Genomic DNA, 13232 nt, shown 5'->3' on the forward strand with positions numbered 1-13232 from the left:
AATGGTCGCAACAATAAATCTAGAACTTTTTATAAACTGCCATCATTTAGCCTCAAGCTTCGCCCTGGCGCCGACGCTGCACCAGCGGCACCAGATAGACCGGCACCCGGGCCAACTGCAAAACCCGGGCGGCGGTCCTGCCCAGGGGCGTCTCACCACTAGCCCCCTGGCAGTGACTGCCTACGATCAGTAAATCGACAGAGAGTTTCGCCGCCTGTTCGAGAATGACCTGGGAAGGATCGCCCTGAAACACCCTGACCGATCTGATCAGCTTCAAATCCTGCTGCCCCTCCCCCAGCTCCTCCCGGAAACTGTCGAGAACCCTCTGTTCGATATTGGCCATCACCGTATTCAGACCCTGGCGATGAAATTCGTTCAGCGCCTGCTCGTCGAGATAGCTTTGTAACACCGATTCGGCGAACAGCCCCATCGGTTCTACCGCATGCACTACATACAACTCGGCTTCAAACGTCCGTGCCAACGCCAAGGCATGCTGCATCACATAAGGGGCATAGAGCCCCAAGTCTGTGGCGTACAGCATCGAGCGAATCATGTGACCTCCTCGCGTGCCAGAATGGCGGAGATGGATTCAGCTTAGCAGTGCCTTGAGGAGTGCGACGGGCCCTGGAAAACGGGACAGTCAGGGCTTCACTTCGTTACTGATGCCATGGGGCACGTGACCGGTGGCGACTACCTCGCGCGCCAGTTCGCAATGGCCCGTCTGGTCGTCGAAAAACACGTCGGCGGCAAAGGCTTCGAGGAACGCGGATTTTGTCAGGCCACCGAGAAACAGTGATTCGTCCAGGCGGATGTCCCACTCGCGCAAGGTCCGGATGACCCGCTCGTGGGCCGGTGCCGAACGGGCGGTGACCAGCGCCGTGCGGATCGGGCAGGCATCCTCCGGGAACTCCCGTTGCAGTGCATTGAGCGCCGCCAGGAAACCCTTGAATGGCCCACCGCGCAACGGCTCGCGGGCTGACTGCCGTTCGCTGGCCTGGAACGCCTCGAGACCACCGGTCTGATAGACACGTTCCGACTCATCGGAGAACAGCACCGCATCACCATCGAAGGCAATGCGCAGCTCCTCACTGGCAGCGCGGCTGGCACCGCCCGACAGAATGGTGGCCGCAGCGAAGCCGGCGTCCAGGGCACTGCGCACGTCTTCGGCATGGGTGGACAAGAACAGATCACAGCCGAATGCCTTGAGGTAGGGATAAGGACTGCGTCCGCCGACGAACGCGGCGCGGGAGATCGCCAAGCCATAGTGGTGGATCGAGTTGAACACTCGCAGGCCCGTGTCGGCGCTGTTGCGCGACACCAGAATCACCTCGACCCGGGCACGCCCCAGGTGCTCGTTGAGGCTCAGCAGCTTCTGCACGAGGGCGAACGCGTCGCCGGGTTCGAGGACTTCGTCTTCATGCTCGATCTGATACTGCCGATAGGCCTCGACACCTTCCGACAGATACACCTTGTGGCTTTCGCTCAGGTCGAACAGCGCCCGCGACGAAATCGCCAGCACCAGTTTGTCATCGATGTTGCTTGCCATGTCGCTCCCCTTCGCCCGATCAGCGGTTGCGCCGATCCATGAACGCCAACGCCTGGTACAAGGCTTCCATTTTCGGCAGATCACACCCCGCCGCTTTCGCCGACGCCAATGGCCGGCCGTAGATCGCGTCCAGTTCGAGCACGCGCTTGTGGGAATAATCGTGATACATGCTCGGCCAGTAATCGGCCATCTTTTCGGTCATCGCGAACAAATACCCGGCGTAATCCGGTGCAATGTGATGTCCGCAGGCCTGGGCTCCGCGTACCACTTCGGCCATCAACGCCTGGATCAGCCCACGGCTGTGGTGGTCGGCCATCAGCGGCGTGGTGCTGGCCCCCAGCAGGACCGAAAGACCGTTGTAGGGCACGTTCCACACCAGTTTCTGCCAGCGCGCCTGTTGCAGGTCGGGCATCGCCTGGGAATCCACGCCGGCTGTCCGGAACAGCCCTGCCGCTGCGTCGACAACCGCCATGCGTTCAGCCTGGTCCCGGCATGGACCGCTGTGATAGCCGATGTTGACCGAGCCGAGGGCCTGGTGGGCGACGACACCTGGGCCAACGCGGTGTACGCAGATCAGGCACAGGCCGCCCAACAGATGCAGCGACTCGGGCAGCAAGGGGCGAAGTTGGTCTTCGACATCGAGGCCGTTCTGCAGCAGCAGGACCTTCGCACCGTCAGCCGCCGCCTGGATGATGGCCGGGGCCAGGTCCGCGTTGCTGGTGGTCTTGGCACCGACCAGCAACCAGTCGCAGGGTGGCATGTCGACTGCGCTGCTATACGCCTGGACCGGATCGAGGCTCAAGGGCCCGTGGACCGCGCTGTCGATACGCAAGCCATTCTCGGCCACCGCTGCGAATTCGCTGCGCAATAAGAAGTGCACATCAAAACCGGCGCGCGCCAGCATGACCCCATAGAACCCGCCGATTGCCCCGGTACCGATCATCCCGATCCTGGGTTTTACGCCTGCCTGCATCTTTGCGACTCCTCTTGTAAAGCTGTGGGAGCAAGGCTTGCCCGCGATAAAGTCTACGCGGTTTACCTTGAAACCGAGGCGCCTTCGTCGCGGGCAAGCCTTGCTCCCACAAAAGCTGGGATAAATCCCCTTGAAACCGGCCTCAGCCCATTGTCGAGCAACCTCGTAACGCGCTAAGGTTCGGCTCCCCGACGCGCTTAAATCCGCTGTGCACCGCCGCGCGGGGATCGCTGGCGGCCGGCACCCGTGACCTGACGAGTAACACGATGGCTGATTTACCGATCAATGACCTTAACGTCGCCTCCAACGAGACCCTCATCACGCCTGACCAGCTCAAGCGCGATATCCCCCTGAGCGACGCTGCCCTGCGCACCGTGACCAAGGGGCGGGAAGTCATCCGCAACATTCTCGACGGCACCGACCATCGCCTGTTCGTGGTCATCGGGCCCTGCTCGATCCATGACATCAAGGCCGCCCACGAATATGCCGAGCGCCTGAAAGTGCTGGCAGCGGAAGTCTCCGATACCTTGTATCTGGTCATGCGGGTGTATTTCGAGAAACCCCGGACCACCGTCGGCTGGAAAGGCCTGATCAACGACCCGTACCTGGACGACTCGTTCAAGATCCAGGATGGCTTGCACATCGGTCGCCAACTGCTGCTGGACCTGGCCGAGATGGGCCTGCCCACCGCGACCGAAGCCCTGGACCCGATCTCCCCGCAATACCTCCAGGACCTGATCAGTTGGTCCGCCATCGGCGCGCGCACCACCGAATCCCAGACCCACCGAGAGATGGCCTCCGGCCTGTCTTCGGCCGTGGGCTTCAAGAACGGCACCGACGGCGGCCTCACCGTCGCCATCAACGCCCTGCAATCGGTTTCCAGCCCTCACCGCTTCCTCGGCATCAACCAGGAAGGCGGCGTGTCCATCGTCACCACCAAGGGCAATGCCTACGGTCACGTGGTGCTGCGCGGTGGCAACGGCAAGCCCAACTACGATTCGGTCAGCGTCGCGCTGTGTGAGCAGGCGCTGAACAAGGCGAAGATCAAGCCGAACATCATGGTCGACTGCAGCCACGCCAACTCCAACAAGGACCCGGCGCTGCAACCCCTGGTGATGGAGAACGTGGCCAACCAGATCCTGGAGGGCAACCAGTCGATTATCGGCCTGATGGTCGAGAGTCACCTGAACTGGGGCTGCCAGGCGATCCCGAAAGACCTCGCCGACTTGCAGTACGGCGTGTCCATCACCGACGCCTGCATCGACTGGAGCGCGACTGAAAACACCCTGCGCAGCATGCACGCCAAACTCAAGGACGTGCTGCCAAAGCGTCAGCGCAGCTGAGGCCATTCACCGCACAATAAAAAACGCCGGGCTTTCAACCCGGCGTTTTTTATTGTGGAATCCGTTGCGTCAGAGCTTCGCCGCGTGCCGCTGGTGCCGCTCCATGTAGCGCTCCACATAGGAGCAGGACGGGATCACCGTGTAGCCCATATCTTCGGCGTACTGCAGCGCCTTTTCGGTCAGTGCTGCCGCAATCCCTCTGCCACGCAAGGCGTTGGGCACGAACGTCCGATAGATATCCAGGGTCTGTTTGCCCAGGTCCATATAGGTCAGATAGGCACGATGACCGTCCACAGTGGTCTCGAACTGATGACCAGCCTGGTCATGGTGGATGGACAACGCCTCGCTCATCACTACTCCTCGCGGGTCTGAATGCTGACCCCTACCTTACCGATGTTTTTCCGGCGAAGGAACATCTACGCCACCCCGTGCCTGTCCGGTCACCGAGCGCAAAAAAATCAATCACTCAAACCCGAGCACGTCGTGAATAGTAGGCACCAATGACGCAAATGCTCAAGGCACACCTGTCATTGGAGGGTAGCCTCGTCGGATTTAGCGAAGGCGCAATAGCTGAACATCGCCAGTTGTTGAGTCTTGAGACGAGCGCGCGTAGTTAAAGTCACCACTCCTACCAATAAAGATGCCCGGGACGCTGCGCAAAAAATGAACAAAAGTGTAGGCGAATCAATAAACAGCGACTTTAGCGACCCTGCCGGAGTTCCTCTCGCCAGCGGAACTTTTGTGCACTGACGCGCTCCATTCAAGGGCTTGGCGCTGTGTATTTTTTAAACAACAGCAAGAAAAGTTGCTCGAAAAAGAATCACCGCCTACAATTTTTTTGCTTCTTGCGCTACGTCAGTTTACTTACTACAAGTAATGGGTAGTATGTACGCCGGCTAACTCCTCACTCTGAGGAGACAGTCACTAAATAGAAAGTCCTTGAAGGGGAACACGATGAACAACGTTCTGAAATTCTCTGCTCTGGCCCTGGCCGCAGTTCTGGCTACCGGTTGCAGCAGCGCATCGAAAGAAACCGAAGCACGTCTGACTGCTACCGAAGACGCAGCAGCTCGCGCCCAAGCTCGTGCAGACGAAGCCTACCGTAAAGCTGATGAAGCTCTGGCTGCTGCTCAAAAAGCACAACAGACTGCTGACGAAGCTAACGAGCGTGCTCTGCGCATGCTGGACAAAGCTAGCCGCAAGTAATAGTCCCTCGGGATTGTTATCGAGCCGACCCATTTTTTGGGTCGGCTTTTTTATTGCCTGGTGTTTTCCCCGGGCAATAAAAAACCCGCCGGCATCGCAAAACGCCGGCGGGTCGAAACAGAACCTTACTGCTGCAAGTCGATCGGTGCGCTCGAAACCATCGGTGCCGACGCATTTGGCACGGCGATCTCGACCGGCAGGCCATCTTCGGCAGCCACCACGTCACGCACCACGTTCCAGTCCATGCGCAGGTTGCTGGTGATGTCTTCGCGCTTGAGCATCGCGTTGATCACTGCGGTGTGCTTGTCCACCACCGACGGGTTGCCCTTGTCGTCCAGCGGTGTATGGGCTTCCAGGTAAACCTTGCCGCCACTCAAGCCCAGCTTGTAGGGGTCGTTGATGATCCGCACCGACGTGCCCACCGGCACCATGCCGGCCATCTCCAGAACGTTGTTGTTGAACATCCGGAAGCAACCGTGGCTGGTGCGCATGCCGATACCGAATTTCTTGTTCGAGCCGTGGATCAGGTAGCCCGGGGTGCCCAGGGTGAACTTGAAAGGCCCCAGCGGGTTGTCCGGGCCAGCCGGCACCACATTCGGCAGCGGGTCGCCATCGGCGGCATGCTCGGCCTTGATCGAGGCCGGTGGGGTCCAGGTCGGGTTCGGCGTCTTGGCCGTAATGCTCGTGTGGGCGATTGGCGAGCCCCAACCTTCACGGCCGATCCCCAGCGGGAAGGTGTAGACCACGTTCCGGCCCTTGGGGAAGTAGTAGAGGCGGTACTCGGCAAGGTTGATCACGATGCCTTCGCGCGGACCTGGCGGCAGGATGAAACGGGTCGGCAGCACGATCTCCGTACCGGCGCCCGGCAACCAGGGGTCGACGCCCGGGTTGGCGGCGACCATCTCGGTGTAACCCAGGTCATAGGTCGTGCCCAGGTCGGCGAAGGTGTCTTCGTATTTGGCCTTGATCACTTGTACCTGGCCGACAATGTCCTCACCCGGCGGTGGCAGGGGCAGCTGCAGTGCAGCAACGGGTCCCGCCATACACAGGGCGGCAAGAGACAGGCAGCGGGCGACGGCAGGCAAGCGCAGCAACATCCGGGACATCCTTCGCAGATCGAATAGAGGTATTAAAACGGCGATTGTACACCGCAGGCCGGTATTACGGGGAGAGCGGCGATGGCACGTCCGATATGCAGCAATATGGGACTCGATATGCCCCTGTGGGAGCCAAGCTTGCTCGCGATAGCGACAGACCAGTCAACATTGTTGCTGACTGGCTTATCGCAATCGCGAGCAAGCTTGGCTCCCACAGTTTGTGGCTTAACTGACTGGCATCAGGGCAAGCCTTGCTCCCACAGTCCCCCCCAAGGGCATGCCTTGAATCCTGCGATTACAGCTCGAACCGCAGCTCCGGCCAGATCGGTGAGGTACCGCGCTTCTGGGACTCGAGGATCGCCCGGCACAGCGAGCACAGGCGATGATCCTGGAATATCCGGCGATCAACGCCAGACCAGCGCGGCTGGGCCGGCAGCAGGCTGCCGCAGAGGGTCCGGTCCGCCGAACCACCGAGCTCCAGCTGCCGGGTCACCAGATGCACCCGCACTTCCTGGCAGGCGAACAGGTCCAGCTGTTCGTCAGGCTCGATCAGTTGGTAGGCAAACAAGGACCAGGCGGGACGCGGCATCGGGGGCTCCAAATCGGGGGCGCCACATTAGCCGAAAGCCCGCCTGTAGAAAAGCGTCAAAGCAGCGGTTTCAGTGTCGGCCAGACATTTTCCAGCAACTTGCCCTGGGCCGCGACGGACGGGTGCAATCCGTCGCCCTGCATCATCCCCGGAACACCACCGATGTCCTGGAGGAAAAACGGCACCAGCGGCACTTTTTTCTCATCGGCCAGAGCGCTATAGACCTTGGCGAAGGCATCGGTGTAGCGCCGACCGTAGTTGGGAGGCAGCTGCATACCCAGCAGCAACACCTTCGCACCGCTGGCGCGGGAGGCGTCAATCATCGCTGCAAGGTTTTGTTGCAATTGTGTTGGCGGCTGCCCACGCAGGCCATCGTTGCCGCCCAACTCCAGGATCACCAGGTCCGGCTTATGGGCTGCAAGCAGCGCCGGCAGCCGCGCCTGGCCTCCTGCGCTGGTGTCGCCACTGATGGACGCATTGACCACTTTGTCGTCAAAACCCTCGGCCTTGAGCCGTTGTTCGAGCAATGACACCCAGCCTTGCCGGGTATCCAGGCCGAAAGCCGCGCTGATACTATCGCCAACGATCAGGACTGTACCCGCCGCTGCGTTCTGGGCCATGCACATCAAGGCCAGGCCGGCACTCAAAAACCACACACGCATCGGATTCTCCATGGGCTCAAGCATTCTCACCGCGAAGGACCTTAGCAAAGTGGTTCCCAGCGCGGAAGGTGAACTGACCATCCTGCACGAACTCAGCCTGGAACTGAACAAGGGCGACAGCCTGGCCATCGTCGGCGCCTCCGGTTCCGGCAAATCCACTCTCCTGGGCCTGCTGGCCGGCCTGGACCTGCCCAGCAAGGGTGAAGTGACCCTCGCCGGGCAGGCCCTCAGTGCGCTGGACGAAGACCAGCGGGCGCGAATCCGCGCCGAGCACGTCGGCTTCGTCTTCCAGTCGTTCCAACTGCTCGACAGCCTCAATGCGCTGGAAAACGTCATGCTGCCGCTGGAGCTGGACGGTCGCAAGGATGCCCGCGAACGCGCCACGGAACTGTTGCAACGGGTCGGCCTGGGCCAACGCCTCACCCACTCGCCGCGCCAGCTCTCCGGTGGCGAGCAGCAGCGCGTGGCCATTGCCCGGGCCTTCGCCGCCGAGCCCGACGTGCTTTTCGCCGACGAGCCCACCGGCAACCTCGACAGCCACACCGGCGAGCGCATCAGCGATCTTTTGTTCGAACTGAACAAGGAAAGCGGCACGACCCTGGTGCTGGTCACCCATGACGAACGCCTGGCCCATCGTTGCCGGCGCCTGATCCGACTTGAAGCCGGCCAGATGGTCGCCCCCCTGGAGCCTTGATGGCACGCTTGCCGCTGTTGCGCCTGTTCAGTCTCGCCGTCCGTCAATTGCTGCGCGACGCCCGCGCCGGCGAGTTGCGTGTGTTGTTCTTCGCCTTGCTGGTCGCGGTGGCGGCAAGCACCGCCATCGGCTACTTCGGCGCCCGTCTCAACGGCGCGATGATGCTGCGCGCCACCGAATTCCTCGGTGCGGACCTGCTGCTTGAAGGCAGCTCGCCTGCCCGCCCCGAACAGATCCGCAGCGGCACTGAGCTGGGTCTGGAGCACGCTCTTGTCGTGGAGTTCTCCAGCGTCGTCGCCACCGACAACGGTATCCAGCTGTCCAGCGTCAAGGCTGCCGACGACCTCTACCCGTTACGCGGCGAACTGAAAAGCGCCCCGTCCCCCTTCGCCCCGGAAGAATCCGGAGGACGACCGAACCCGGGCGAGGCGTGGGTCGAAGCCCGACTGCTGACAGCACTGGACCTGAAGATCGGCGACAGCATCGATGTCGGCAACATCACCTTGCGCCTGAGCCGGGTGCTGACTTACGAACCGGATCGCGCCGGCAATTTCTACAGCCTCACACCCCGGGTCATGATCAACCTCAAGGACCTGGAAGCCACTGGCGTGGTACAGCCGGGCAGTCGTGTCAGCTATCGCGATCTCTGGCGAGGCCCGGCGTCCGCCCTGCAAACCTATCGCGACCTGATCAAGCCGGGCCTGGAAGCCAACCAGCGCCTGCAGGATGCCCGCGACGGCAACCGGCAGATCGGTGGCGCCCTGGGCAAGGCCGAGCGCTACCTGAACATGGCCAGCCTGGTGGCTGTGCTCCTCTCCGGCGTTGCGGTCGCGCTCTCCGCCAACCGTTTCGCCACCCGACGTTTCGATGCCAGTGCGCTGCTGCGCTGCCTGGGCTTGTCACGTCGGGAAACCATGGTGCTGTTCAGCCTGCAACTGACGGTACTGGGCCTGCTGGCGAGCCTCAGCGGCGCCCTGCTCGGCTGGGTCGCCCAATTGGGGTTGTTCGCCTTGCTGCATGACCTGCTACCCGCCACCGTACCGCCCGGCGGCCTGCTGCCGGCAATCGCCGGGATCGGCACCGGGCTGGTGGCGCTGGCAGGGTTCGCCCTGCCGCCCCTGGCCGCGCTGGGGCGGGTGCCGCCGTTGCGCGTATTGCGCCGGGACATGCTGCCCATCCCCTCCAGTACCTGGGTGGTCTATGGTGCCGCGCTGGGTGCCCTTGGCCTGATCATGTGGCGCCTGAGCCTGGACCTGGTGCTGACCTTCGCCCTGCTCGGCGGCGGCGTCGTCGCCGCGCTGGTGCTGGGCGGCCTGCTGTTGCTGCTGCTCCAGAGCCTGCGCCGGATGCTCGCCCGCGCGTCCCTGCCCTGGCGGCTGGGGCTCGGCCAATTGCTGCGCCATCCCCTGGCTGCGGCCGGCCAGGCATTGGCATTCGGCCTGATCCTGTTGTCCATGGCGTTGATCGCACTGTTGCGTGGCGAGTTGCTGGATACCTGGCAAAACCAGCTGCCGAAAAATGCCCCCAACTACTTCGCCCTGAACATCCTGCCCAATGACAAGCAGGCCTTCACCGACAAGCTGTTGCAGTTGTCGGCGCAATCGGCCCCGCTCTATCCCGTGGTGCCGGGGCGACTCATCAGCATCAATGGCGAGCCGGCCAAGGAGTTCGTCACCAAGGACTCGGCCGGGGACCGGGCACTGCAGCGCGACCTGAGCCTGACCTGGGCTGCGGACCTGCCGGAAGGCAACGTCGTCACCGCCGGGAACTGGTGGCCACAGCAGCCACCGGACGATATACCGGGGGTTTCGGTGGAGGGCAAAGTGGCCGAGAACCTGCAGATCAAACTGGGTGACCGGCTGGTGTTCAGCGTGGGTGGCGTCAACCGAGAAGCGAAGGTCACCAGCCTGCGGGAGATCAACTGGGACAACTTCCAGCCCAACTTCTTCATGATCTTCCAACCCGGCACCCTGAAGGACCTGCCGGCCACCTACCTCACCAGTTTCTATCTGGCCGCCGGTCACGACCAGCAGATTGTCGACCTGGCCCGGGCCTTTCCGGCAGTGACGATTCTGCAGGTCGAAGCCTTGCTGCAACAACTGCGCAGCATTCTGGCCCAGGTGACCCTGGCCGTGGAGTACGTGCTGCTGTTTGTCCTGGCGGCGGGCATGGCCGTGCTGTTCTCCGGCCTGCAGGCCACCCTCGATGAACGGATTCGTCAAGGCGCGTTGCTGCGGGCCCTGGGGGCCGAACGTCCCTTGCTGGTCAAGGCCCGACGCATCGAATTCGGCCTGTTGGGTGCAGTCAGCGGGTTACTGGCGGCCCTGGGTTCGGAACTGGTCAGCCTGGTGCTCTACCGCTTTGCCTTCGACCTGCCCTGGCATCCGCATCCATGGTTGCTGATGTTGCCGCTGGCGGGCGCATTGCTGATCGGCGCTGCGGGGGTGTTCGGCACCCGACGAGCGCTCAACGCCAGCCCGCTGACAGTGTTGCGCGAGGGTTGATAGACTTCCGTCCTTACCACCACAAGAAGTTGCCATGAGCCGTTATCGCCCACCTCGTACCGCAGGCACCGCGCTGATCACCCCCGAGGGCGAGGCGCGGATGCGCGCCGAGTTCCACGAGCTTTGGCATGTGCGCCGCCCTCAAGTGACCCAGGCGGTCAGCGAGGCGGCGGCCCAGGGTGATCGCTCGGAAAATGCCGAATACACCTACGGCAAGAAAATGTTGCGGGAAATCGACAGCCGCGTCCGCTTCCTCACCAAGCGCCTCGAAGCACTCAAAGTCGTCAGTGAAAAACCCAGCGACCCGAACAAGGTGTATTTCGGCGCCTGGGTCACGGTCGAAGACGAGGACGGTTACGAGGCTCGCTATCGCATCGTCGGCCCCGACGAGCTGGATCTGAAACAGAACCTGATCAGTATCGACTCGCCACTGGCACGGGCGCTGATTGGCAAGGCATTGGATGCTGAAGTCAGGGTGCAGACACCGACAGGCGAGAAGCGGGTGTATGTCGTGGACATCACTTATCCATGAGCCGCCGATAAAGCCCAGCGGCCTCGAAACATCCCAGCAAACTTGATCCTTTGACAAGATGACAGCGCTGCGCAAAATGACCGGCGCACGCTGCCTCGTGCCTTTCGCTCAGAACATTATTCAAGGATGAATAATCATGAAGGCTACCCACCATGGATTGGACTGCTGGATGTACAACACCCCTCAGTTATACAAACTGCGTATCGACGAATTGATTCTGCCCGGCACCCATGACTCCGGCGCAGACAAAAAAGCCCCCAACCCTACGTTGCCTCAGGAAAAGACCCAGGACGTGCCGATCATCGAACAGGTCCTGGCGGGCTTTCGCGTGCTCGACCTGCGCGTGGTGTTCTCCGCAACCGCCCCTGTCGGCAGTGACAAGCGCTTCCAACTGTTTCACCTCACCTCCTCCGGACGCACGGTGGGCGGTGACGTTCTGGCTCCGTTGAATGATTTTTACGACGACCCCGAGCACAAGGCCACGAGGGCCAAGGAAATCGTTATCTTGAACTTTCATAAATTCAAGCATTTCAACCGGACCATCCACCAGGAACTGCACAGCCTGATCGATTCGAAAATCGGACAACGGCTGATCCCCCGGAACTGGCGGCGTTCAACGCTGGAAGATATATGGACCCATCGTCCGGAGAAGACCGTTGTGATTTCCTACAATCACCGCGTCAGGGCGAAGTACTGGAAGGGCGTGGAGCATCAATGGAGCGGTAAGAACCTGAACTCCACCGCGGCCTTGAAAGCATTCATGGATGAGCAATCCGCCAGGCAGAAACCCGACTTCGTATTGCGCTCGATACAATGCGCGAAATACGTGTTGCCTCTTCATCTTCCCGACGACTTCAGTGAAAAGATAGATGAGTGGTTCGAGTCCAGGGACAATAGCAGCTATATCCAGCGCTTCCACATCATCAACACCGATTGGTCGACTCGCAGCCGGATTGTATTCAACTGCATGCATGCCAACGGTCTCAAGGCGTCGGCCAAGGCAGGCAGCCTCAGCGCCGGGTGATCAGCCCTTGCCGCGCCACACGGGTCAACTGCCGGATCATTTCAGGCGCATCCGCCGCACTGGGTGACTGGATGACCGCCAGATCGAAGCTATCGCTGGCGAAACGTGCCAGGGACTCGCCATCTTCGACAAACTGGATCAGGAATGCAGCGGGCCCGTGGCTGCGCCGCGGCCAGCCGTCGAGATAACGCAACAACGTTGGCTGATGGGTACCGCCCAAGAGGATTTTGGGATTGCGCTGAAGGCTCGCCGTAATCGGCGCAAGACGTACAAGGGGACTGGGTGCGTTCATCGTGTCGTGTCTCTGCCTCAAAAAGTCTGCATGGCAGGTGAGAGGCAACACCGAACCAGCGCTTTAGCGGTATTTCGAAGCCTGTTCCAAGCTTCTGACGATGACTGGATGAGTCACCTGGCGCCCCGCAAGTAGCTGTTTAAATCGGCGCATGGGCAGCATCCTAGAGAAGCCGACGGGCCAGTGTCAAGAATCTGCAGCCACAAAAAAGGCCCGTACCAGACGGGCCTTCGATGGTTGTACTCGGTGATCAGCCAGCGATGGCGCGATCGACCGACAGCTTGCCTGCACCCTCGATCAACACCGCAATGCTCGCGGCCAGCAGCGCCAGGGCAAACTCATAACCGTTGTTGGCCATGAACAGGCCATTGCCGATGTGCACGGAGAAAATAGCCACCAGGGACAGGAAAGCCAACCCCAACGCCGCCGGACGAACCAGCAGGCCAACGATCAAGGCCAGCCCGGCGAAAAACTCGGTGCCACCGGCCAATGTGGCCATTAGGTAGCCGGGTGTCAGGCCGATGCTTTCCATCCACTGCGCGGTTCCCGCCAGCCCGTAGCCACCAAACAGACCAAAGAGCTTTTGCGAGCCGTGAGCCGCAAAAATGACACCGACCGCGATGCGAAGGACAGTCAGGCCGTAGCCGGCACGGGTGGACAGGATTTTGTTGACGAAAGAGCTCATGGGTTCATTTCCTTGGGAAGGTTGGGTTGGTCGCTATATTAATCAATAAAGCTCATGTTAAAAACGCAATATCTCCGTCATACCA

General features: G+C 61.2%; 15 protein-coding genes. 6 read left to right on the top strand and 9 right to left on the bottom strand.

Annotated features, from left to right (window positions below):
* Positions 1-52 precede the first annotated feature (52 nt).
* The 3 genes from FGE05_RS17965 to FGE05_RS17975 form a co-directional block, all read right to left on the bottom strand.
* Positions 53-553: a universal stress protein gene (locus FGE05_RS17965; protein ID WP_024776684.1), complete on the bottom strand. Its 501-nt coding sequence runs from the start codon at positions 551-553 to the stop codon at positions 53-55.
* A gap of 87 nt (positions 554-640) precedes the next feature.
* A complete protein-coding gene (locus FGE05_RS17970; RefSeq protein WP_139647024.1) occupies positions 641-1546 on the bottom strand; it encodes a 5'-nucleotidase in 906 nt (301 codons plus the stop codon).
* Positions 1547-1565: 19 nt separating this feature from the next.
* On the bottom strand, positions 1566-2519 hold the full coding sequence (locus tag FGE05_RS17975) for a putative 2-dehydropantoate 2-reductase (protein WP_139647026.1): 954 nt from the start codon (positions 2517-2519) through the stop codon (positions 1566-1568).
* A 266-nt stretch (positions 2520-2785) separates the two neighbouring features.
* On the opposite strand from FGE05_RS17975, the gene FGE05_RS17980 reads away from it, so the two are divergent.
* Positions 2786-3862, top strand: coding sequence for a 3-deoxy-7-phosphoheptulonate synthase (locus FGE05_RS17980; RefSeq protein ID WP_003183777.1), 1077 nt, complete (start codon positions 2786-2788; stop codon positions 3860-3862).
* Between the two features lie 69 nt (positions 3863-3931).
* Here the strand turns inward: FGE05_RS17980 and FGE05_RS17985 are convergent, their stop codons facing one another.
* Positions 3932-4213, bottom strand: coding sequence for a GNAT family N-acetyltransferase (locus tag FGE05_RS17985; protein WP_024776680.1), 282 nt, complete (start codon positions 4211-4213; stop codon positions 3932-3934).
* A 603-nt stretch (positions 4214-4816) separates the two neighbouring features.
* On the opposite strand from FGE05_RS17985, the gene oprI reads away from it, so the two are divergent.
* Positions 4817-5068, top strand: coding sequence for an outer membrane lipoprotei OprI (gene oprI / locus FGE05_RS17990; protein ID WP_025113130.1), 252 nt, complete (start codon positions 4817-4819; stop codon positions 5066-5068).
* Positions 5069-5193: 125 nt separating this feature from the next.
* Here oprI and FGE05_RS17995 read toward each other — a convergent pair whose 3' ends face one another.
* From FGE05_RS17995 to FGE05_RS18005, 3 genes are all read right to left on the bottom strand, one after another.
* A complete protein-coding gene (locus FGE05_RS17995; protein WP_041020060.1) occupies positions 5194-6165 on the bottom strand; it encodes a L,D-transpeptidase family protein in 972 nt (323 codons plus the stop codon).
* Positions 6166-6460: 295 nt separating this feature from the next.
* On the bottom strand, positions 6461-6754 hold the full coding sequence (locus FGE05_RS18000) for a hypothetical protein (protein ID WP_041020059.1): 294 nt from the start codon (positions 6752-6754) through the stop codon (positions 6461-6463).
* 56 nt (positions 6755-6810) lie between these two features.
* A complete protein-coding gene (locus tag FGE05_RS18005; protein WP_139647028.1) occupies positions 6811-7416 on the bottom strand; it encodes an arylesterase in 606 nt (201 codons plus the stop codon).
* Between the two features lie 10 nt (positions 7417-7426).
* Between FGE05_RS18005 and FGE05_RS18010 the strand changes: the two genes are divergently transcribed.
* From FGE05_RS18010 to FGE05_RS18025, 4 genes are all read left to right on the top strand, one after another.
* Positions 7427-8110 carry an ABC transporter ATP-binding protein gene (locus FGE05_RS18010; RefSeq protein ID WP_139647030.1) on the top strand — a complete coding sequence of 228 codons (684 nt, stop codon included), beginning with the start codon at positions 7427-7429 and terminating at the stop codon, positions 8108-8110.
* Entirely contained in the window at positions 8110-10614 is a 2505-nt protein-coding gene (locus tag FGE05_RS18015; RefSeq protein WP_139647032.1) for an ABC transporter permease, read from the top strand. Before FGE05_RS18010 ends, FGE05_RS18015 begins: the two co-directional genes overlap by 1 nt.
* A 34-nt stretch (positions 10615-10648) precedes the next feature.
* Complete coding sequence (gene greB, locus FGE05_RS18020; protein ID WP_139647034.1) at positions 10649-11146, top strand: transcription elongation factor GreB; 498 nt, start codon at positions 10649-10651, stop codon at positions 11144-11146.
* Between the two features lie 136 nt (positions 11147-11282).
* Positions 11283-12170, top strand: a complete 888-nt coding sequence (locus FGE05_RS18025) for a hypothetical protein (protein WP_139647036.1) — start codon at positions 11283-11285, stop codon at positions 12168-12170.
* Here FGE05_RS18025 and FGE05_RS18030 read toward each other — a convergent pair.
* Together FGE05_RS18030 and FGE05_RS18035 are read right to left on the bottom strand one after the other, a co-directional pair.
* Complete coding sequence (locus FGE05_RS18030) at positions 12157-12462, bottom strand: class I SAM-dependent methyltransferase (protein ID WP_139647038.1); 306 nt, start codon at positions 12460-12462, stop codon at positions 12157-12159. The genes FGE05_RS18025 and FGE05_RS18030 overlap by 14 nt on opposite strands.
* Positions 12463-12712: 250 nt before the next feature.
* Positions 12713-13147 carry a DoxX family protein gene (locus tag FGE05_RS18035; RefSeq protein ID WP_139647040.1) on the bottom strand — a complete coding sequence of 145 codons (435 nt, stop codon included), beginning with the start codon at positions 13145-13147 and terminating at the stop codon, positions 12713-12715.
* Between the last annotated feature and the right edge of the window lie 85 nt (positions 13148-13232).

The sequence above is a fragment of the Pseudomonas sp. ICMP22404 genome (assembly GCF_006227205.1).
Classification (GTDB): domain Bacteria; phylum Pseudomonadota; class Gammaproteobacteria; order Pseudomonadales; family Pseudomonadaceae; genus Aquipseudomonas.